Raw genomic sequence first — 22,206 nt, forward strand, 5'->3', positions numbered from 1 at the left:
GGTTAACCTTAATACCGTACGCGTTGCAACCTCTTTAGGATACGGTTCCACCGCCAGTGCCCGCCGTGATCGCGGGCACTGGATCGCAGTCCTGATGGCAGGCATCACGCCGGCCACCGTATCTCTGGAAGCACGCATCCCATGGCTAGCACGACTCTGGGCGTCAAGGTCGACGACGCATTGCGCGATCGCCTCAAAGCCGCCGCGCAGAAACTGAACTGCACCCCGCACTGGCTGCACAAGCAGGCCATTCTTTCCTATCTCGACAGAATCGAACGCGGCCATCTGCCGGCGGAAATGGCCCATCTGGGGCGCGACGAGCGCGGCGAGGACGAGGACGCAGGCGCGTCGGCCGATGCCATGCCGCCTTTCTTCGAGTTCGGCCAGGACGTGCAGCCGCAATCCGTGCTGCGCGCCGCCATCACCGCCGCCTATCGCCGGCCCGAGCCGGAATGCGTGCCGTTGCTGCTGGGGCAGGCCCGCGTGGCCGGCCCCGAGAAGGTGCACGCCATGGCCAGCAAGCTGGTCCACGCGCTGTGGGCCAAGCGCAGCGGCGGCGGCGTCGAAGGACTGATCCAGGAGTTCTCGCTGTCCAGCCAGGAAGGCGTGGCGCTGATGTGCCTGGCCGAGGCGCTGTTGCGCATTCCCGACCGCGCCACCCGCGATGCCCTGATCCGCGACAAGATCGTGCACGGCGACTGGCGCTCGCACATGGGCGGATCGCAGTCGCTGTTTGTCAACGCCGCGACCTGGGGCCTGATGATCACCGGCAAGCTGGTCGCCGTCAGCAGCGAGCAGTCGCTGTCCAAGGCGCTGACGCGCCTGATCGGCAAGGGCGGCGAGCCGCTGGTGCGCAAGGGCGTGAACATGGCCATGCGCATGATGGGCGAGCAGTTCGTCTCGGGCCAGACGATCTCCGAGGCCCTGGCCAACAACCGCAAGATGGAGGCGCGGGGCTTTCGCTACTCGTACGACATGCTGGGCGAGGCCGCGACCACGGCCGCCGACGCCGAACGCTATTACGCGGCGTACGAGCAGGCCATCCATGCCATCGGCAAGGCGGCCGCCGGACGCGGCATCTACGAAGGCCCGGGCATCTCGATCAAGCTGTCGGCGCTGCATCCGCGTTATGCGCGCGCCCAGCGCGACCGGGTCATGGCCGAGCTGCTGCCGCGCGTCAAGGCGCTGACGCTGCTGGCGCGCCAATACGATATCGGCCTGAACATAGACGCGGAGGAAGCCGACCGGCTCGAGATTTCGCTGGACCTGCTGGAAGCCTTGTGTTTCGTCCCCGAGCTGGACGACTGGAATGGCATCGGCTTCGTCATCCAGGCCTATCAGAAGCGCGCGCCGTTCGTGATCGATTACGTGATCGACCTGGCCAAGCGCAGCCGCCACCGCCTGATGGTGCGCCTGGTCAAGGGGGCGTATTGGGACACGGAGATCAAGCGCGCCCAGGTCGACGGCCTGGAGGGGTATCCGGTCTACACGCGCAAGGTGTACACCGACGTCGCCTACCTGGCCTGCGCGCGCAGGCTGCTGGCGGCGCCCGAGGCCACATACCCGCAGTTCGCCACCCATAACGCCTATACCCTGTCGGCCATCTACCAGATGGCGGGACAGAACTACTACCCGGGGCAGTACGAGTTCCAGTGCCTGCACGGCATGGGCGAACCGCTGTACGAGGAGGTGGTCGGGCCGCTGGCGCAAGGCAAGCTGAACCGCCCGTGCCGCATCTATGCCCCGGTGGGCACGCACGAAACCCTGCTGGCGTACCTGGTGCGCCGCCTGCTGGAAAATGGCGCCAACACTTCCTTCGTCAACCTGATCGGCGACGACAGCATCACGGTCGAGCAACTGGTGGCCGATCCGGTCGAGGCGGCGTCCCGCATCGTGCCGCTGGGCGCGCCGCACGAGAAAATCCCCCTGCCGCGCGAGCTGTACGGCAGCGTGCAGCAGGGCGCGCGGGCCAACTCGGCCGGCCTGGACCTGACCAACGAGCATCGCCTGGGCTCGCTGTCGGCGGCCCTGCTGGCCAGCGCCGCGACCGACTGGCGCGCCTGGCCCATGCTGGGCGAGGGAGATCCCGGCTGGGATCCGGCCAGCGCGGTCGAAGTGGCCAACCCGGCCAACCTGCGCGACATCGTCGGCCACGTCATGCAGGCCACGCCGCAACATGTGGAGCAGGCCCTGCGCGACGCCGCCAACGCGGCGCCCATCTGGCAGTCCACGCCGGTGCCCGAGCGCGCGCAGTGCCTGCGGCGGGCGGCCCAGCTGCTGGAAGAGCAGATGCAGACGCTGCTCGGCCTGATCGTGCGCGAGGCCGGCAAGTCGCTGCCCAACGCCATCGCCGAGGTGCGCGAAGCGGTGGACTTCCTGCGCTATTACGCCGACCAGGCCGAGCGCGAGTTCGACAACGATACCCATCGTCCGCTGGGCCAGGTGCTGTGCATCAGTCCATGGAACTTCCCGCTGGCCATTTTCACCGGCCAGGTCGCCGCCGCGCTGGCCGCCGGCAACACCGTGCTGGCCAAGCCGGCCGAGCAGACTTCGCTGATCGCCGGCCAGGCGGTGGCCATCCTGCGCGCCGCGGGCGTGCCCGCCGGCGCGGTGCAACTGCTGCCGGGCCGTGGCGAAACCGTGGGGGCCCAGCTGGTGGCCAGTCCGCAGGTGCGCGGCGTGATGTTCACCGGCTCGACCGAGGTGGCGCGCATCATCGCCGGCGCGCTGGCCGAGCGTCTGGACGACCAGGGCCACACCATTCCGCTGATCGCCGAGACCGGCGGCCAGAACGCCATGGTGATCGATTCGTCGGCGCTGGCCGAGCAGGTCGTGTTCGATGTGCTGACCTCGGCGTTCGACTCCGCCGGCCAGCGCTGCTCCGCGCTGCGCGTGCTGTGCCTGCAGGAGGACAGCGCGGATCACGTGCTGACTATGCTGCGCGGCGCGATGCGCGAGCTGCGCGTGGGCAATCCCGACCGCCTGTCGGTCGACGTGGGGCCCGTGATCGACGCCGAGGCGCGCAACGGCATCCAGGGCCATATCGAGGCCATGCGCTCGTCCGGACGCCCGGTCGACCAGGTCGAACTGGCGGGCGAGTGCCGCTACGGCACGTTCGTGCCGCCGACGCTGATCGAGATCGACCATATCGGCGAGCTCACGCGCGAAGTGTTCGGCCCGGTGCTGCACGTATTGCGCTACCGGCGCGACGACCTGGACGGGCTGATCGAGCAGATCAACGCCACCGGTTATGGGCTGACCTTCGGCGTGCATACCCGCATCGACGAAACCATCGCCCGCGTCACCGAACAGGTGCACGCCGGCAACCTGTATGTCAACCGCAACATCGTGGGCGCCGTGGTCGGGGTGCAACCCTTCGGAGGCGAAGGCCTTTCGGGCACCGGCCCGAAGGCGGGCGGGCCGCTGTACATGTACCGGCTGCTGGCCACGCGCCCGGCCGGCCTGCCGCCCGCCCTCGACCCGGCGGCGCCGATGCCGCAGGCGCTTGCCTTGCCGGGCCCGACCGGCGAGACCAATACCTACCGGGTCGAGCCGCGCGGCGCGGTCTATTGCGTGGCCGCCACCGAGGCCGGCGCCCGGGCGCAATGGGCCGTCGTGAGCCAGACCGGCAACCATGCCTGGTTCGCCGATACGCCGGCGGCGCGCGCCTGGATCGACGGCCTGGACGCCAGGCTGCGCGAGCAGGCTGCCTTGCTGGAAGATTCCGAATTTGATGAGGCCGATTTCCAGGCGGTGCTGTTCGAGGGGGACGGCGACGCCTTGCGCGCGCTGAACATGCGCATCGCCCAACGTCCCGGCCCCCTGGTGTCCGTGCATGGCCTGAGCGCCGACGCCCTGGCCGCCGGGGCCAGCTACGCGCCCGACCGCCTGCTGGCCGAGCGTTCGATCAGCGTCAACACGGCGGCCGCTGGCGGCAACGCCAGCCTGATGACGATAGGTTGAGCTGCATGGGGGTAACCCGCGCCTGCTTGCGGGTTATCTCCAATATCGAAGTTGGTTGTACTCGTTCGACAATCCGGTCCCACCCGGAGCGGACGCGCTGTCACTGTAATCCGACACGGGGCCTGCAAGCACTGGACGAACTCCCGCCCAGGCCCTAGTGTTTATAGCCACGCCCACGGCGCGGCCAGTATCCGGCAAACCGGGCCACAAGCCTGGCATAACAGGTATCTAGTTGTGAAGATTCAATAGGTTGTATGCATGGTTCATCCGAACCGGATTTGAGAAACTGGAAATCGCCAACCCCCCAGTTCACTCAAGGAGCCCGGCCGGATGAACACCCATAAGCATGCCCGATTGACCTTCCTACGTCGACTCGAAATGGTCCAGCAATTGATCGCCCATCAAGTTTGTGTGCCTGAAGCGGCCCGCGCCTATGGGGTCACCGCGCCGACTGTGCGCAAATGGCTGGGCCGCTTCCTGGCTCAGGGCCAGGCGGGCTTGGCCGATGCGTCCTCGCGCCCGACGGTCTCGCCCCGAGCGATTGCGCCGGCCAAGGCGCTGGCTATCGTGGAGCTGCGCCGCAAGCGGCTGACCCAAGCGCGCATCGCCCAGGCGCTGGGCGTGTCAGCCAGCACCGTCAGCCGCGTCCTGGCCCGCGCCGGTCTGTCGCACCTGGCCGACCTGGAGCCGGCCGAGCCGGTGGTGCGCTACGAGCATCAGGCCCCCGGCGATCTGCTGCACATCGACATCAAGAAGCTGGGACGTATCCAGCGCCCTGGCCACCGGGTCACGGGCAACCGACGCGATACCGTTGAGGGGGCCGGCTGGGACTTCGTCTTCGTGGCCATCGATGACCACGCCCGCGTGGCCTTCACCGACATCCACCCCGACGAGCGCTTCCCCAGCGCCGTCCAGTTCCTCAAGGACGCAGTGGCCTACTACCAGCGCCTGGGCGTGACCATCCAGCGCTTGCTCACCGACAATGGCTCGGCCTTTCGCAGCCGCGCCTTCGCCGCGCTGTGCCATGAGCTGGGCATCAAGCACCGCTTTACCCGACCTTACCGCCCACAGACCAATGGCAAGGCCGAACGCTTCATCCAGTCGGCCTTGCGTGAGTGGGCTTACGCTCACACCTACCAGAACTCCCAACACCGAGCCGATGCCATGAAATCCTGGCTACACCACTACAACTGGCATCGACCCCACCAAGGCATCGGGCGCGCTGTACCCATCTCCAGACTCAACCTGGACGAATACAACCTATTGACAGTTCACATCTAGTGCGACACATCGGAGGAAACCATGACCTTGCGCACCCCCATCAAAATGCTGGCAGCGGGCATTGCCGCCGCCTGCCTGGCTGGTGTGGCCCAAGCGGCCGATATCAAGTTCGGCTTCGCGGCGCCCCTGACCGGCCCGCAGTCCCATTACGGCGAAGACATGCAGAACGGTCTGACGCTGGCGCTGGAAGAAGCAAATCAGAAGGGCGTGACCGTGGGCGGCAAGCCCGCCAAGTTCGTGCTGGTCTCGCGCGACGACCAGGCCGATCCGCGCGTTGCCGTGCAGGTGGCCCAGCAACTGGTGGACCAGGAGGTCAACGGCATCCTCGGCCATTTCAACTCGGGCACCACCATCCCGGCGTCGCGCGTCTACCATGACGCGGGCCTGCCGCAGATCGCCATGGCGACCTCGCCCGAATATACCAACCAGCAGTACGAGACGACCTTCCGCATGATGACCAGCGACACCCAGCAGGGCGCCGCGGTCGGCAAGTTCATGGTCGAGAAGCTGAACGCCAAGAAGGTCGCCATCATCGACGACCGCACGGCCTACGGCCAGGGGCTGGCCGACGAGGTCGAGAAGGCCGTCAAGGCGGCCGGCGGGCAGGTGGTGCGGCGCGAGTACACCACCGACAAGGCCAACGATTTCACGTCCATCCTGACCAACATTAAGGGCGTGGCGCCCGATGCCATCTTCTATGGCGGCCTGGACGCGCAGTCCGGCCCCATGAAGCGCCAGCTGGCCACGCTGGGCCTGAAGGCGCCGCTGGTGTCCGGCGAGATGACGCGCAGCGACACCTTCATCAAGCTGGCCGGCGATGCGGCCGACGGTACCTACGCCTCGCTGGCCGGCGTGCCGCTGGAGAAAATGGCCGCCGGCAAGGAGTTCGCCAAGCGCTATGAAGAGCGCTTCAAGAAGGCGCCCGGCGTCTACGCTCCCTACGCCTATGACGGCGCCTGGAACATGATCACCGCCATCGAGAAGGCGGGTTCGGCCGATCCGTCCAAGTACCTGCCGGAACTGGCCAAGCTGTCGCGCAAGGGCGCCACCAGCGAACACATTGCCTACGACGCCAAGGGCGACCTCAAGGAAGTTGCGGTCACCATCTACGAAGTCAAGAATGGCAAGTGGGAAATGGTTGAAACCATGGTGAGCCAGGCCAACTGATCGGCCTGTGCCGGCGGCGCGGGCTCCCCGGGGCGCTGCGCCGCCATTTGCCGCAGCCGCGCCGCCGCCGGGCGCCGCGCGCTGCCAGTGGCGTCGCGTTTCCGATCGCTGCGTCGCTTCGTCTCCCTCGGCTGGAACGAACCCTCGTATGGATATTTTCACTCAACAGATAATCAATGGCCTGACGCTGGGCAGCGTGTATGCGCTGGTCGCGCTGGGCTATACGATGGTGTACGGCATCATCGGCCTGATCAACTTCGCGCATGGCGACGTGGTCATGATCGGCGCGATGGCGGCGACCATGGTCGCCGCCGCCCTGGTGGGCGGCGATCCGTCCACCTCGGCCTTCGCCGTCCTCGACGCCGGCCTGCTGGTCTCGGTGCCCCTGTGCATGGCCGTGGGCTGGACCGCCGAACGCGTGGCGTACCGGCCCTTGCGCCGCGCGCCGCGGCTGGCCGCGCTGATCACCGCCATCGGCGTATCCATCATCCTGCAGAACGTGGCGATGATGGTGTGGGGCCGCAATTACCTCAACTTTCCCCAGGTGCTCACGCCCACCGTGTTCGAGATCGGCGGGGCGCGCATGAGCATGCTGCAGATCGCCATCGTGGTCATCGCCGCGCTGATCATGGGCGCGCTGCTGCTGGTCGTGCACAAGACGCGGCTGGGTACCGCCATGCGGGCCACCGCGCAGAACCGCGAAGTGGCCGGCCTGATGGGCGTGAACATCAACACCGTGATCTCGGCGGCCTTCCTGATCGGTTCGGCGCTGGCGGCCATCGCCGGCATGATGGTCACCACCTATTACGGCGTGTCGCAGTACACCATGGGCTTCATGCTGGGCCTGAAGGCGTTCACCGCGGCCGTGCTGGGCGGCATCGGCAACCTGGTCGGGGCCATGGCCGGCGGCCTGCTGCTGGGCATCATCGAGTCGCTGGGCTCGGGCTACATCGGCGACCTGACCGGCGGCTTCCTCGGCAGCCACTACCAGGATGTCTTCGCCTTCGTGGTGCTGGTGATGGTGCTGATCTTCCGGCCTTCGGGCTTGCTGGGCGAGCGCGTGGGAGACCGAGCATGACACGACAACCGAACAAGTCCGGGCTGTCGGCGCGCAACCTGGTCGGCATCGCGCTCATCGGCATCGTGCTGGCCGTGCTGCCTTTCGTGCTCGGCATGGCCGGGCAGAGCTGGGTGCGCATCCTCAACTTCGCGCTCCTGTACGTCATGCTGGCGCTGGGCCTGAACATCGTGGTGGGCTTTGCCGGCCTGCTCGACCTCGGCTATATCGCCTTCTATGCCGTGGGCGCGTACACCTGGGCCTTGCTGGCCTCGCCGCATTTCGGCCTGCACCTGCCGTTCTGGGCCATCCTGCCGATGGCATTGGGCGTGGCCTGCGTATTCGGCGTGCTGCTGGGCGCACCCACCCTGAAGCTGCGCGGCGACTACCTGGCCATCGTCACGCTGGGATTCGGCGAGATCATCCGCATTTTCCTCAACAACCTGAATGCGCCGGTCAACATCACCAACGGGCCGCAGGGCATCAACCGCATCGACGCCTTCAAGGTCGGAGACTTCGTCTTCGGACGCACCGAGACCATCCTGGGCATCCGCTTCACGGGGCCCGAGAAGTACTACTACCTGCTGGTGCTGCTGACGCTGCTGATCATCGTGGTGTGCGTGCGCCTGCAGAATTCGCGCATCGGGCGCGCCTGGGAAGCCATACGAGAAGACGAGATCGCGGCCAAGGCCATGGGCATCAACAGCCGCAACATCAAGCTGCTGGCCTTCGCCATGGGCGCCTCGTTCGGCGGCGTGGCCGGCGCGCTGTTCGCCGCCATGCAGGGCTTCGTCAGCCCCGAGAGCTTCAGCCTGACGGAGTCGATCTCGGTGCTGTGCATGGTGGTGCTGGGCGGCATGGGCCATATTCCCGGCGTGATCCTCGGCGCGGTGATCCTGGCCGTCCTGCCCGAGTTTCTGCGCGCGGTGGTCGAGCCCGCGCAGCACCTGCTGTTCGGCGCCGTGGTGCTCGATCCCGAAGGCATCCGCATGCTGCTGTTCGGCCTGGCGATGGTGTGCGTCATGCTGTTCCGGCCGGCCGGCCTGTGGCCCTCGGCGGTGCGCAAGCGCGAACTGAGCAGCACGCGCCAGGGAGGTGCCGCATGAGCCGCATCCTGCACGCCCAGGGACTGGGCAAGCGCTTTGGCGGGCTGCGCGCGCTGTCGGAGGTCAGCTTCGATATCGAGGCCGGCGAGATCTACGGGCTGATCGGCCCGAACGGCGCCGGCAAGACCACGCTGTTCAACGTGCTGACCGGGCTGTACGTCCCCGAAGAGGGACAGTGCGAGTTCAACGGCATGTCGCTGATCGGCAAAAAGCCGCACGAGGTGGCCGCCGCCGGCCTGGCGCGCACCTTCCAGAACATCCGCCTGTTCGCCAACCTGAGCGCGATCGAGAACGTCATGATCGGCCGCCATGTGCGCACGCACGCGGGAGTGCTCGGCGCCGTGCTGCGCACCCGCGCCGAGCGGGTCGAGGAGGCCGCCATCGAACGCCGCGCGCAGGAGCTGCTGGAATACGTCGGCATCGGGCACCGCGCCAACGACGTGGCGCGTTCGCTGCCCTACGGCGACCAGCGGCGGCTCGAGATCGCCCGCGCGCTGGCGACCGATCCTCGGCTGCTGGCGCTGGACGAGCCCGCCGCCGGCATGAACGCCTCGGAAACCGTGGTGTTGCGCCAGCTGATCGAGAAGATCCGCACCGATGGCGTGACGGTGCTGCTGATCGAGCACGACATGAAGCTGGTCATGGGCCTGTGCGACCGGGTGCTGGTGCTGGAATACGGCAAGGTGCTGTCGATGGGCCGGCCGGCCGAGGTGCAGCGCGATCCCAAGGTCATCGAAGCCTACCTGGGGGCCGGCGCGGCGCACGATCCCGAACTGCATACGACGGAGCAAGCACCATGACGGCATCGCAAGCGCTACTCGAATTGCGCGGCCTGCAAGTGGCCTACGGCGGCATCCGGGCCGTGCGCGGCATCGACCTGCGCGTCGATCCCGGCGAACTGGTCTGCCTGATCGGCGCCAACGGCGCGGGCAAGAGCACGACCTTGCGCGCCATCTGCGGCCTGGTGCCGCTGGCCGGCGGGCAGGTGCTGTACGACGGCCAGTCCATCGGCGGCCAGCCGTCGTTCGCCCTGGTGCGCAAGGGCCTGGTGATGGTGCCGGAAGGCCGCGGCATCTTCGGTCAGCTCACCATCGAGGAAAACCTCGCCATGGGGGCCTACGTGCGGCGCGATGCCGCGCAGGTGCGCCAGGACACCGAGCGGGTGTTCACGCTGTTTCCGCGTTTGGCCGAGCGGCGCCGCCAGGCTGCCGGCACGCTGTCCGGCGGCGAGCAGCAGATGGTCGCGATGGGGCGCGCCATGATTGCGCGGCCGCGCCTGCTGCTGCTGGACGAGCCGTCGATGGGCCTGGCGCCGTTGATGGTCGACAAGGTGTTCGAAGTGGTGCGCACCATCGCGGCCGAGGGCGTGACCATTCTGCTGATCGAGCAGAATGCCCGCCTGGCGCTCGAACATGCCGACCGCGGCTATGTGATGGAGTCGGGCGAGATCACGCTGTCCGGCCCGGCCCGCGAGATGCTGCACGATCCCAAGGTGCGCGCGGCCTATCTGGGCGAAGTCGAGGCCTGAGCCAGTCCGCACGCACGGGCGCCGGTTCTTCTTGCGGAACCGGCGCCCGTGCCGCGTTCAGGCTTCGGCCAGCGCCGTCGGGCGCGGCTTGCGATTGATCATCAGGGCAATGACCGCGGCGATCAGGCCGGTGCTGCCGGCCAGTACGAAAGCCATCAGGTAGCTGCCCGTGGTTTCGCGTACCACGCCGCCCATCCAGGCGGCGCTGGCCGCGCCCAACTGGTGGCCGGCGACGATCCAGCCGAAGACGATGGGGGCGTCGCGATCGCCAAAGGCTTCGGTGGTCAGGCGCAGTGTCGGCGGCACGGTGGCGATCCAGTCCAGCCCGAAGAAAATCGCGAACAGCGACAGGCTGTAGAACGAGAAGTCCGAGTAGGGCAGGTACATCAGCGACAGGCCGCGCAGGCTGTAATAAACGAACAGCAGCCTGCGCGGGTCGTAGCGGTCGGTCAGCCAGCCCGAGGCCGTCGTGCCCACCAGGTCGAAGATGCCCATCAGCGCCAGCAGGCCGGCCGCCTGCACTTCGGCGATGCCGTGGTCGCCGCACAGGGCGATCAGGTGCGTGCCCACCAGGCCATTGGTGGTAAAGCCGCACACGAAGAAGGTCGCGAACAGATACCAGAACGTGCGGGTGCGCGCTGCGCGCCGCAAAGCGCCGAAGGTGGCGGCCAGCAGGCCGGTACGCGGCGCGACCGACGGCTCGGGCGCGTCCGGCGCGCTGCCATAGGAGCGCAGGCCGACATCGGCGGGCCGGTCGGGCACCAGCCACCAGGCAAGGGGCGCCATCAGCGCGGCGCCGGCAGCGACCGCCCAGACCACGCGGGTCCAGTCGCCGGAAGCCGCCAGGGCCGCCAGCACGGGCAGGAACAGCAGATTGCCGGTGGCCGTGCTGGCCGTCAGCAAGCCCATCATCAGTCCGCGGCGCGTGGTGAACCAGCGATTGACGATGGTCGCGCCCAGGACCACCGCCACCGCCCCCGAGCCTATCCCGGAGAACACGCCCCAGGTCAGCAGCAGGTGCCACGACTCGGTCATGAAGGCGCTGGCCGCGCTGGAGGCGGCCATCAGCAGCAGGGCGCCGATCAACACGCGGCGCAGGCCGAAGTGCTCCATGGCGGCGGCGGCGAACGGGCCCGCCAGGCCATACAGGAAAATACCGATCGCCGCCGCCAGGGAGATCGTGCTGCGGCTCCATCCGAAGGCCTGCTCCAGCGGCACGATCAGCACGCTGGGCGTGGAGCGCAGGCCGGCCGACACCAGCAGCGAGAAGAAGATCACGGCCACCACGACGAAGGCGTACTTTTGTCCCAGGTGGCGAAACGGCGGTGGCAGGCGCGTTATACTCATGTTACTGACCGGTACGTAGTGTGGAGCTCGCATCGTACGTACCGGTCAGTAACATCGTCAAGCAGTTTTTGGCGACCCCGATTTCCAGGAGCTCGCATGTCCCGTAAATCCGCTCCGTCATCCACCGCCGCGCCGGCGCCCAAGCTGGCCGCCGACCGTATCCGCGCCACCGCGCGCGAACTGTTCTATCGCGAAGGCATCCGCGCGGTGGGGGTCGACGCCATCGTATCGGCCGCCGGCGTCACCAAGCCCAGCCTGTACCGCAGCTTCTCGTCCAAGGACGAACTGGCCGCGTCGTACCTGCGCGACTACGAGACCGAATTCTGGAGCCGCTTCGACGCCGGGGCGCAACGCCATCCCGACGATCCGCGCGCGCAGCTGCGGCTGTACCTGGAAAGCCTGGCCGAGCGCGCCGCGAACGCGGGGCCGTACCGCGGCTGCGGGCTGAGCAACGCCGCCGTGGAGTATCCCGATCCCGATCATCCGGCGCGTCTGGTGGCCGAAGCGCACAAGCGCGAACTGCGCCGTCGCCTGATCGATATGGCGCGCCGCATGGGCGCGCGCGAGCCCGAAGTGCTCGGCGACGGCTTGATGCTGCTCATCGAGGGCGCTTTCATTTCGGGCCAGCTATTTCACGGCGACGGGCCGGCGCGTCACGTCGCGCGATTGGCCGACAGATTGATCGAAGCCAGTCTGTAGCGATTCCGTTTCATATTCGTTCGATTTTCAAGCCGCCCCTCGGGGCGGTTTTTTTTGGTGGGGGCGGGCGATGTGCCGCGTGTAAGTCCGCCATTTTCGTACGTGTTCAGGTGCCGATTGCCGGTATCGGGATATATGGGCTTATTTGAAACTAGAACAGCTTTTTCACCGGGTGCCAGGCACCTGTTCGCAGCAGTTTTTTCACGACTGTTTATTGGCCTCCTTTACCGATTTGAATATGAATGACAGAAAATCCAATAGCATGTCGCCAGCGGCGAGATACTTGCGTTTCGGCGTTGTCGCGGTAGCGGGTGTGGCGGCGGGCGCGCTGCCTTCGTCGGATGTCGATGCCCAGGCCGCGCCGGCCGCCGCCGAGGTAGCCAAGATCGAGGCTCTGTCGGATGCGGACATTTACAGCGACTACGAGCACGAGCATGGCATCGTGATGACGCCCGATGGCAAGGACGACTACATCAGTTACAGGTCCGCCGAGAGCGGTCGTCCGAAGCCCCCCCCCCCCCCCTTTCAAACTTCAAACCATTGGGTAATGACGTCGTAGCGGAGCGGATACGGGTAGAAGTGCACGGTGACGAAACCCTCGGCGTGTATGTCGACTCGGAGCACCGTTCGCTCACCGTGCGTGACAGCACGATAGATGCATACGGCAAGCCGCCTTCCGTCGACTCTCCCGATTATTACGGTGCCGCGGCTGTCTACGCCGGTACGCTGAATATCGAGAATTCCACGGTTCACCATAACTATGCGGCCCAGCCGTTCGAAGACGCGGTAGGAGTCGGGGTAACCTCGCTCGGGGATAAGGCCATACTCAACGTTACCGACAGCGAGGTATCGGGTGCGAGGGGCGCGGTCATCGGTTGGGGGGGGCGAAGCGACATTTACCGATTCGGTCCTGCGTGGTTCGGCCTTCGGGCTGTACGCCGAAATGTGCGACACCTGCAGAGATGATGATGGCACCTCGCCTTCGATTCGCGTCCAAGGCGGGGTTGTTCAGGGCGGCATGGGTGCAAATAACGTCGCTGTGGTGGCAACAGGGTCTGGAAAGGTCGCGATCGAGAATGCGGAACTGCTCGGAGCCAGCGGCATGTACGCCACGTTCGGCGCGCAGGTCGATATGAAAGGCGGGCGCATTCTGGCGCACAACACCAATATCCTGGGAAGCCAGGGTTACGCCGATGGTCCCTATGGCGGCGTGGTCGTGACAGAGGACGGTCAAGTCAACCTGGAGGGCGCCAAGGTCAGTGCAACTGGCCTGGGGGCCGCCGGCTTGTGGTTGCTGGGCGACAAGGACACCAGCCCGCGAGCCAGCCTGCGCAACACCGACGTCCACGGAGAGGTCGCCGCCATTGCGCTGGGGTTCAATGGCGAGGCGAACATCTCGGGCGGCAGCTTGAGCGTAGAGGATGGGGCCGTGCTCACCACCCTGACGCCCGATGCAGTCGAGTATTACTACGACTACGCCTTGTCCATGGAGCATCTGCCAGCTGATGCGCCGTTGACGCCGGTCCGCGTCACGCTGTCCGATGGCGCGCGCGCCAGCGGAGAAACGTTGATCGCGCATGGCGGGTTGTTGCCCATGACGCTGCGCTTGAGCAGCGGGGTCGACGCCCGCGGCGACATCGTCACGCTGCCGCCTTCCGCGCCGCCCGATTCCGCGGAGCAACCGGATGCCGAGCCGGAACCGGATGCCGAGCTGGAACCGGACGCCGCGGCGCAGTCGGACGCCAAGGCGAATGCGCGGGTCATGGCGCAGGTAGATGGCGGGGAACCTGTTGCCGTGCCGATCCCGGCCCCTTCGCATCCCGATGCCCCGATCGACGTGTTCATCGACAGCGGTGCCCAATGGCGGGGCATGACCAAGACCGTCAATGCGTTGCGCATCGAGGACGGCACCTGGACCGTCACCGGGTCGTCCACGGTGAACAGCCTGCACCTGCAGGCAGGCAAGGTGGCGTACGCAACGCCTGCCGAAAGCGACGGAGAATTCAAACACCTGCGGGTCAAGACCCTCTCGGGAAGCGGCCTGTTCGAGATGAACGCCAGCGCCGACCTGAGCGATGGCGACCTGCTGGTCGTGTCCGACGAGGCCAGCGGGCAGCACAAGGTGCTGGTGCGAGGAGCCGGCACGGAACCCACCGGTGTGGAAAGCCTGACGCTGGTCGAGCTGCCCGAGGGCAGCCAGACGAAGTTCACGCTTGCCAACCGGGGCGGGGTGGTCGACGCCGGCGCGTTCCGCTATCGCCTGACGCCGGACAACGGTGTCTGGGGCCTGGAACGGACCAGCCAGCTTTCGGCCGTCGCCAACGCGGCCTTGAATACCGGGGGCGTGGGCGCGGCCAGCAGCATCTGGTATGCGGAAGGCAATGCGCTCTCCAAGCGCCTGGGCGAGTTGCGGCTCGATCCCGGCGCGGGCGGCTTCTGGGGGCGCACGTTCGCCCAGAAGCAGCAGCTCGACAACAAGGCTGGCCGACGCTTCGACCAGAAGGTGTACGGTTTCGAGCTGGGGGCCGACCATGCCATCGCAGGACAGCAAGGGCGCTGGCACGTGGGCGGCCTGCTGGGCTATACCCGCGCAAGGCGCAGCTTCATCGATGACGGCGCCGGGCATACCGACAGCGCGCATATCGGGGCCTACGCGGCGTACGTGGCGGACAACGGCTTCTATTTCGATTCGACCCTGCGCGCCAGCCGCTTCGAGAACGACTTCACGGTAACGGCCACCGACGCCGTTTCCGTACGGGGCAAGTACCGGGCCAATGGGGTAGGCGCCACCTTGGAGGCCGGCAAACGTTTCACGTTGCACGACGGCTGGTTCGTCGAACCCCAGTCCGAGGTGTCGCTGTTCCATGCCAGCGGCGGAACCTACCGTGCCGCGAACAACCTGTCGGTCAAGGACGAAGGCGGCACCTCCGCCGTGCTGCGCCTGGGCTTGGCGGCCGGGCGACGCATCGACCTGGGCAAGGACCGCGTGATCCAGCCCTATGCCACCCTGAGCTGGCTGCAGGAATTCAAAGGCGTCACGACCGTTCGCACCAACGGGTACGGGCTGCGCACCGACCTGAGCGGTGGCCGGGCTGAATTGGCGCTGGGCCTGGCCGCCGCGTTGGGGCGCGGCCACCAGCTCTACACTTCGTACGAGTACGCCAAGGGCAACAAGCTGACCTTGCCTTGGACGTTCCACCTGGGCTATCGCTACACCTGGTAGCGGCGCATCGCAACAACGGGGTCATCGCGACCCCGTTGTTGCATTCCCGGACCGCGCTGCGGTCAGCTGTGGTAGGCCGATTCGCCGTGGCTGGTCACGTCCAGTCCTTCGCGTTCCTGGTCTTCCGGTACGCGCAGTCCGCACAGTTTGTCGGCGATCTTGTAGGCGATCCAGGCCACCGCGGCGGACCACACGATCGTCAGCAGCACGCCTTCGAGCTGCACCCACACTTGGCCGGCGATTGCGCCAGCGCTGTCCAGGCCGGGGCCGCCCAGCACCTTGGCATTGAACACCCCGGTCAGCAGGGCGCCGACGATGCCGCCCACGCCATGGACGCCGAACACATCGAGGGCGTCATCGGCGCGCAGCAGACGCTTCAGGCCGTTTACTCCCCAGACGCAGACCACGCCGGCGGTCACGCCGATGACCAGGGCGCCGACCGGGCCGACCAGGCCGGCGGCGGGCGTGATGCCGACCAGGCCCGCCACGGCGCCCGAGGCCGCACCCAGCATCGAGGGTTTGCCCTTGACGGCCCATTCCGTGAACAGCCAGCCCAGCACCGCGCCCGCGGTGGCGATCATGGTGTTGAAGAACGCCAGGGGGGGCGCCGTCGCTGGCCGCCAGCGACGAGCCGGCGTTGAAGCCGAACCAGCCGACCCACAGCAGCGCCGCGCCGATGAAGGTCATCGGCAGGTTGTGCGGCTGCATCGCTTCGCGGCCATAGCCGATGCGTCGGCCCACCACGTACGCGCCGACCAGTCCGGCCACCCCCGCATTGATGTGCACCACGGTGCCGCCGGCGAAATCCAGCGCGCCGCGGGCATTGAGCAGGCCCGGCGCGGTTTCGGAGGCGAACCAGACCATGTGCGCGATCGGGATATAGGCAAAGGTGAACCAGATCGCCGTGAACACCAGCACGGCGCGAAAAGCGCGCGCGCTCGGCGAAGCTGCCCACGATCAGGGCGCAGGTGATGCCCGCGAAGGTCGCCTGGAACGAGGCGAACAAGAGCTCGGTGAGCGTGCCCGACAGCGCGTACGTGCCATCGGCCGGCGTGAACATGCCGGAGAAGAACGTGCGCGACAGGCCGCCGAAGACGGCGTTGCCTTCGGTGAAGGCCAGCGAGTAGCCGTAGGCGAACCACAGCAGCAGCCCGAGGGCGAAGGTGCACAGCACTTGCAGCAGCACCGACAGTACGTTTTTGCTGCGCACCAGGCCGCCGTAGAACAGGGCCAGGCCGGGCACCGCCATCATCAGTACCAGCAGTGTCGAAACCAGCAGCCAGGAGATATCGGCTTTATCCATTTTTATGGGCTCCAGGGAGTCGTGTTTACAGGGCGGCCTCACCGGACTCGCCGGTGCGGATGCGGATGACTTCCTCGAGCGGGGCGGTGAATATCTTGCCGTCCCCGATCTTGCCGGTGCGGGCCGACTGTTCGATCGCTTCGATCACCTGGTCGACCAGGTGATCCGGCACGGCCGCCTCGACCCGCAGCTTGGGCAGGAAGTCGACGGCGTATTCGGCGCCGCGGTAAAGCTCGGTGTGGCCTTTCTGGCGTCCGAAGCCCTTCACCTCAGTGACGGTCAGGCCCTGGACGCCGATGTCGGACAGGGCCATCCGCACTTCGTCCAGCTTGAAGGGCTTGATGATGGCGATGACGAGTTTCATGGCGGTTCCTCTCATGGTTACGCGTAGGCATCAAGACCTATGCAAATTCCATGCCATGTTTTTTCGTACCCGCGGCCCCGGCCCCGCACGGCGGCGGGCATCCTGGGCGTGCGCGCATGCGCCACAACAGGGCACGCCGGGTGGCGTATGCGCCACGCTGGTGCATGACGCGCCAAAAGCCGCTTAATGTTGAAACTAATTGTGTTTTTTCGGGCTGCTTTGTAGCCAATTGCGTGGAAATTGCAGATTGCTGCAAGGCGGGCTGGGGTTGTTTCGCGCTGCCCATGGCGCGCCGATGTCGATCGCGGACCCAATGCCCATGCGGCTTTCCGTCATGCCGGCAAGCCGGCCGGGGCGCCTGCCGCGCGCATTTGCTTGTCATAAATGTATCCACGCCTTGATACGCGGGTTTACACGTAAGCGCTTGGCGCGGCCGTGCCCCTCGGGAAGAATGGCCTGCATGGGTGGCGGCGTTGCCGCTGTCCATGCAGGCCTGGAACGGTGTCGCGACAATCGACCCGTTCCGTTGGGCCACGGGGCGTAGCTGACGGCTGCTTCTCGGGATCGCCGGCTGGCGATTCAGTTTTTCTCCTGTGCTTTGAAAGGCGGCGCCGCTTGCGGGCCGCTTTTTTTTCGCTTGGCGTCGGCGCTGTGCGAGGCTCTACACTGTGAGGTCAAGCAACAACCGACACGAAGGCGAGGAAGCCATGAACCGCACACAGCAATGGATGGAAGACCTGCAGAAGAACATTTCCGATCTGATCGCCCGCAGCCCGGCAGCGGATGTGGAGCGCAATGTGCGCGCGATGATGACGCAGACGTTCGCCCGGCTGGATCTGATCACCCGCGAAGAATTCGAGGTGCAGGTGGACCTGCTTGCCCGGGCGCGTACGCGGGTCGATCAATTGTCGGCGCAGGTGCAGCAGCTGGAAGCCCGCCTGGCCGCGCTCGAAGCCGGCAAGCCGCAAGCATAGGCAACCCTGCGGCCGCTCCCGCGGCGTGACGTTTCCGGCACGGCGCGCCCCCACGCCAGCGCCGTCTTGGCCATACTGGCGCATCGTCATCGCAGGGGAGTTGGCCATGACCCTGGCCGTATTGGCCAGCCGGGCAATCGCCGGCTGGCAGGCGCCCGCCGTGCGCGTCGAGACCCATCTGGGCAGCGGCCTGCCCGCTTTTGCCATCGTCGGGCTGCCCGACGTCGAGGTCCGCGAAAGCCGCGAACGGGTGAGGGCGGCCATCCAGAACAGCGGCTTCGATTTCCCGCCCGGCCGCATCACCGTCAACCTGTCGCCCGCCGACCTGCCCAAGGCCTCGGCGCGCTTCGATTTGCCCATTGCGCTGGGTATCCTGCTGGCCAGCGGCCAGGTGGCCGCCAGCGCCGCGCAAACGGCGGCGCTGCCCGACTGCGTGTGGGCGGCCGAGCTGTCGCTGTCGGGCGCCCTGGTGCCGCTGGCCGCGCCCTTGGCCCTGGCGCTGGCCGTGGCACGCGAGCAGCCGGGCGCGACGCTGGTGCTGCCGGCTGGCAGCGCCGCCGTGGCCGCATGGGTGCCGGGCATCCGGGTGCTGGCTGCCCATACGCTGGGCGAGGCGGCGGCGTACCTGGCCGGGCACGCCGAGCTGGCGCCAGCCGAGCGCCGCAGCTGGCCCGAGGCCGAACCCGGTCCGTGCCTGTCCGACGTGCGGGGCCAGCCGGCTGCCCGGCGCGCCTTGGAAGTGGCGGCCGCCGGCGGCCACAGCCTCTTGATGTGCGGGCCGCCCGGGGCGGGCAAAAGCATGCTGGCGCAACGCCTGCCGGGCCTGCTGCCGCCGCTGGAGCAGCGCCAGGCGCTGGAGGTGGCGGCCATCGCGGGCGCCGGCGGGGCGCCCGAGGTCCTGCGCGGCCAGCCGCCGTTCCGGGCCCCCATCACTCCGCCTCGGCCGCCGCCCTGGTGGGCAGCGGCGCCAGGCCTCGCCCGGGCGAGATCAGCCTGGCGCACCATGGCGTGCTGTTCCTGGACGAACTGCCCGAGTTCGAGCGTCGCGCCTTGGAGTCCCTGCGCGAGCCGCTGGAGACCGGCAAGGTCGTCATCTCCCGGGCGCTGCACAGCGTCGAGTATCCCGCCGTATTCCAGCTGGTGGCGGCCATGAACCCGTGCCCCTGCGGCTGGCGCGGGCATGCGTCGAAGGCCTGCCGCTGCACGCCGGACCAGGTGCGCCGCTATGCGGCGCGCGTGTCCGGGCCGCTGGTCGATCGCATAGACCTGTGGATCGAGCTGCCCGCCACCGAGCCGCAGTGGCTGGCCGAGCCGCCGGGCGAGCCCTCCCTCCCGGTGCGCGAGCGCGTGGCGCGCTGCCGCCAGCGGCAATTGGCCCGCCAGGGCTGCCTGAACGCCAAGCTGTCCGGCCCGGCGCTCGATGCGCATTGTGCCCTGGGCGCCGCGGCCCGCACGCTGCTGCAGCAGGCCATGCGGCGCCTGGGCGGCTCGGCGCGCGCCGCCCATCGCGCGCTCAGGGTGGCGCGCACCCTGGCCGACCTCGCGCACGAGCCGGAGATCGGCGCCGCCCATATCGCCGAAGCGGTACAGTACCGCCGTCCCGCCTAGCTGTGAAGATTCAATAGGTTGTATGCATGGTTCATCCGAACCGGATTTGAGAAACTGGAAATCGCCGACCCCCCAGTTCACTCAAGGAGCCCGGCCGGATGAACACCCATAAGCATGCCCGATTGACCTTCCTACGTCGACTCGAAATGGTCCAGCAATTGATCGCCCATCAAGTTTGTGTGCCTGAAGCGGCCCGCGCCTATGGGGTCACCGCGCCGACTGTGCGCAAATGGCTGGGCCGCTCCTGGCTCAGGGCCAGGCGGGCTTGGCCGATGCGTCCTCGCGCCCGACGGTCTCGCCCCGAGCGATTGCGCCGGCCAAGGCGCTGGCTATCGTGGAGCTGCGCCGCAAGCGGCTGACCCAAGCGCGCATCGCCCAGGCGCTGGGCGTGTCAGCCAGCACCGTCAGCCGCGTCCTGGCCCGCGCCGGTCTGTCGCACCTGGCCGACCTGGAGCCGGCCGAGCCGGTGGTGCGCTACGAGCATCAGGCCCCCGGCGATCTGCTGCACATCGACATCAAGAAGCTGGGACGTATCCAGCGCCCTGGCCACCGGGTCACGGGCAACCGACGCGATACCGTTGAGGGGGCCGGCTGGGACTTCGTCTTCGTGGCCATCGATGACCACGCCCGCGTGGCCTTCACCGACATCCACCCCGACGAGCGCTTCCCCAGCGCCGTCCAGTTCCTCAAGGACGCAGTGGCCTACTACCAGCGCCTGGGCGTGACCATCCAGCGCTTGCTCACCGACAATGGCTCGGCCTTTCGCAGCCGCGCCTTCGCCGCGCTGTGCCATGAGCTGGGCATCAAGCACCGCTTTACCCGACCTTACCGCCCACAGACCAATGGCAAGGCCGAACGCTTCATCCAGTCGGCCTTGCGTGAGTGGGCTTACGCTCACACCTACCAGAACTCCCAACACCGAGCCGATGCCATGAAATCCTGGCTACACCACTACAACTGGCATCGACCCCACCAAGGCATCGGGCGCGCTGTACCCATCTCCAGACTCAACCTGGACGAATACAACCTATTGACAGTTCACAGCTAGTCGCGCGTTTCCAGCAAGCGGTTGACGCGCAGCGCCAGCAGCGTGCAGACCACGCCCGACAGCAGGTAGACGCTGACGGCCACCAGGCCGAAGCGCGCCGACAGCCCCAGCGCCACCAGCGGCGCGAACGCCGCGCCCAGCAGCCAGGCCATGTCGGCCGTGAGCGCGGCGCCGGTATAGCGGAAACGGCGGATGAAGTTGGCCGTCACCGTGCCCGAGGCCTGCCCGTACGACAACCCCAGCAGCGCGAAGCCGATCAGGATGAAGGCGTCCTGCGCCAGCGGCCCGCCGCCCAGCAGCCAGGGCGTGAACAGCGCGAACAGGCCGATCAGCAGCGCCATCAGGCCCAGCGTGGTGCGCCGGCCGATGCGGTCGGCCAGCCAGCCCGAGGCCAGGGTGCACACGATGGCCAGCGCCGCGCCGGCGATCTGCACCACCAGCACGTCGCCGCTCATCTGGCTGGCGCCGGCCGCGATCCACGATAGCGGGAACACCGTCACCAGGTGGAACAGCGCATAGCTGGCCAGCGCCGCGAACGCGCCGATCAGCATGTTGTAGCCTTGCTCGCGCAACATCTCCGTGGTGCGGATCGGCTCGAGTTCGCCCTCTTCCATCAGCTGGGTGTATTCCTCGGTCACGACCAGCCGCAGGCGCGCGAACAGCGCGACCACGTTGATGGCGAAGGCGACGAAGAAGGGATAGCGCCATCCCCAGTCGAGGAAGTCGTCGCGGGCCAGCGTCGAGATGAGGAACAGGAACAGGAACAGGGCGCTGGCGATCATGAAGCCGATGGGCGCGCCCAGCTGGCCCAGCATGGCGTACCAGCCGCGCCGCCCCGCCGGCGCGTTCAACGCCAGCAGCGAAGGCAGGCCATCCCACGAACCGCCCAGCGCCAGGCCCTGCAGGCAGCGGAACAGGCTGAGCAGCAGGATCGCGTACATGCCGATGGCGTCGTAGCCGGGCAGGAACGCCATGCCGCAGGTCGCCGTGCCCAGCAGGAACAGGGCCGCGGTCAGCTTGGCGCCGCGCCCCCAGCGCCGCTGCACCGCCATCGACAGCGCGGTGCCGAACGGGCGCGCGATGAAGGCGAACGAGAAAATCACGAACGCCCACAGCATGCCGTCGAGTTCGCTCTCGAACGGAAAGAACACGCTGGGAAACACCAGCACGCAGGCGATGCCGAAGACGAAGAAATCGAAGTATTCGGAGGCCCTGCCGATGACGACGCCGACCGCGATCTCGCCGGGTGCCACGTGCGAGTGGCTGGCGCCGCCCGAGGAGCCCGGATGGGGCGTTGCAGGGGCATAGCCGGGATGCTGCGTGGTGGTCGACATGTGATTGCTCGCTGGTCCGGAGGTTGAATTCGAAGGTCTGAATTCGCCTTTCTGCGTTCGTGCAATTCACTGCATGCGAAGCCGGGCAACGCCGCGTCGGGCCGCGCCATGGATCGCGCCGCCTGGGCGAAAAAACACCGCCACCGCACACTTTTACTCTTTTTACCCTAGATTTTTCGCGTCTTCCAGCGTAGCGTTCAGATT

General features: G+C 67.3%; 13 protein-coding genes and 4 pseudogenes. 12 read left to right on the plus strand and 5 right to left on the minus strand.

All coding sequences use genetic code 11. From position 1 onward, the window contains the following. Nucleotides 1-141: 141 nt before the first annotated feature. Nucleotides 142-3,963, plus strand: coding sequence for a trifunctional transcriptional regulator/proline dehydrogenase/L-glutamate gamma-semialdehyde dehydrogenase (putA, locus tag BN118_RS03460; RefSeq protein ID WP_010931110.1), 3,822 nt, complete (start codon nt 142-144; stop codon nt 3,961-3,963). Between the two features lie 154 nt (nt 3,964-4,117). Here the strand turns inward: putA and BN118_RS20080 are convergent, their stop codons facing one another. After that, nucleotides 4,118-4,276 carry a hypothetical protein gene (locus BN118_RS20080; protein WP_158322896.1) on the minus strand — a complete coding sequence of 53 codons (159 nt, stop codon included), beginning with the start codon at nt 4,274-4,276 and terminating at the stop codon, nt 4,118-4,120. A 17-nt stretch (nt 4,277-4,293) separates the two neighbouring features. Between BN118_RS20080 and BN118_RS03465 the strand changes: the two genes are divergently transcribed. The 6 genes from BN118_RS03465 to BN118_RS03490 all read left to right on the plus strand — a co-directional run bounded on the left by BN118_RS03465 (nt 4,294) and on the right by BN118_RS03490 (nt 10,102). Further along, nucleotides 4,294-5,244, plus strand: coding sequence for an IS481-like element IS481 family transposase (locus BN118_RS03465; RefSeq protein WP_005015810.1), 951 nt, complete (start codon nt 4,294-4,296; stop codon nt 5,242-5,244). Nucleotides 5,245-5,265: 21 nt separating this feature from the next. Beyond that, on the plus strand, nt 5,266-6,411 hold the full coding sequence (locus BN118_RS03470; protein WP_003812857.1) for a branched-chain amino acid ABC transporter substrate-binding protein: 1,146 nt from the start codon (nt 5,266-5,268) through the stop codon (nt 6,409-6,411). 226 nt (nt 6,412-6,637) lie between these two features. Continuing rightward, nucleotides 6,638-7,489 carry a branched-chain amino acid ABC transporter permease gene (locus tag BN118_RS03475; protein ID WP_414734100.1) on the plus strand — a complete coding sequence of 284 codons (852 nt, stop codon included), beginning with the start codon at nt 6,638-6,640 and terminating at the stop codon, nt 7,487-7,489. Then, nucleotides 7,486-8,574 (plus strand): ABC transporter permease subunit, encoded by a 1,089-nt coding sequence (locus BN118_RS03480; protein WP_003812851.1) that lies wholly within the window; start codon nt 7,486-7,488, stop codon nt 8,572-8,574. The genes BN118_RS03475 and BN118_RS03480 overlap by 4 nt, the downstream gene beginning before the upstream one ends. Then, nucleotides 8,571-9,374, plus strand: a complete 804-nt coding sequence (locus BN118_RS03485) for an ABC transporter ATP-binding protein (protein ID WP_010931109.1) — start codon at nt 8,571-8,573, stop codon at nt 9,372-9,374. The genes BN118_RS03480 and BN118_RS03485 overlap by 4 nt, the downstream gene beginning before the upstream one ends. Next, nucleotides 9,371-10,102, plus strand: coding sequence for an ABC transporter ATP-binding protein (locus tag BN118_RS03490; protein ID WP_003812846.1), 732 nt, complete (start codon nt 9,371-9,373; stop codon nt 10,100-10,102). Before BN118_RS03485 ends, BN118_RS03490 begins: the two co-directional genes overlap by 4 nt. Nucleotides 10,103-10,159: 57 nt before the next feature. Here BN118_RS03490 and BN118_RS03495 read toward each other — a convergent pair whose 3' ends face one another. Then, a complete protein-coding gene (locus BN118_RS03495; protein WP_010931108.1) occupies nt 10,160-11,449 on the minus strand; it encodes an MFS transporter in 1,290 nt (429 codons plus the stop codon). 96 nt (nt 11,450-11,545) lie between these two features. Here BN118_RS03495 and BN118_RS03500 point away from each other — a divergent pair, with 96 nt between their 5' ends. Beyond that, entirely contained in the window at nt 11,546-12,148 is a 603-nt protein-coding gene (locus tag BN118_RS03500) for a TetR/AcrR family transcriptional regulator (RefSeq protein WP_010931107.1), read from the plus strand. A gap of 238 nt (nt 12,149-12,386) precedes the next feature. After that, a pseudogene (bapC, locus tag BN118_RS03510) lies at nt 12,387-15,371 on the plus strand (autotransporter BapC). Nucleotides 15,372-15,433: 62 nt separating this feature from the next. Here the strand turns inward: bapC and amt are convergent. Beyond that, nucleotides 15,434-16,674, minus strand: a pseudogene (gene amt / locus BN118_RS03515) (ammonium transporter). Nucleotides 16,675-16,699: 25 nt separating this feature from the next. Beyond that, entirely contained in the window at nt 16,700-17,038 is a 339-nt protein-coding gene (locus BN118_RS03520) for a P-II family nitrogen regulator (RefSeq protein WP_003812839.1), read from the minus strand. A gap of 707 nt (nt 17,039-17,745) precedes the next feature. Here BN118_RS03520 and BN118_RS03525 point away from each other — a divergent pair. From BN118_RS03525 to BN118_RS03535, 3 genes and pseudogenes are all read left to right on the plus strand, one after another. After that, the gene (locus BN118_RS03525; protein WP_010931105.1) at nt 17,746-18,012 is read left to right on the plus strand and encodes an accessory factor UbiK family protein; all 267 of its coding nucleotides are present in this window, start codon (nt 17,746-17,748) and stop codon (nt 18,010-18,012) included. A gap of 106 nt (nt 18,013-18,118) precedes the next feature. Continuing rightward, nucleotides 18,119-19,620, plus strand: a pseudogene (locus BN118_RS03530) (YifB family Mg chelatase-like AAA ATPase). A 98-nt stretch (nt 19,621-19,718) separates the two neighbouring features. Next, nucleotides 19,719-20,668 (plus strand): annotated as a pseudogene (locus tag BN118_RS03535) (IS481-like element IS481 family transposase). Here the strand turns inward: BN118_RS03535 and BN118_RS03540 are convergent. After that, on the minus strand, nt 20,665-22,002 hold the full coding sequence (locus BN118_RS03540; protein ID WP_014905524.1) for an MFS transporter: 1,338 nt from the start codon (nt 22,000-22,002) through the stop codon (nt 20,665-20,667). The pseudogene BN118_RS03535 and the gene BN118_RS03540 sit on opposite strands and share 4 nt — an antisense overlap. Nucleotides 22,003-22,206 lie beyond the last annotated feature (204 nt).

The sequence above is a fragment of the Bordetella pertussis 18323 genome (genome assembly GCF_000306945.1).
Taxonomy (GTDB): domain Bacteria; phylum Pseudomonadota; class Gammaproteobacteria; order Burkholderiales; family Burkholderiaceae_B; genus Bordetella; species Bordetella pertussis.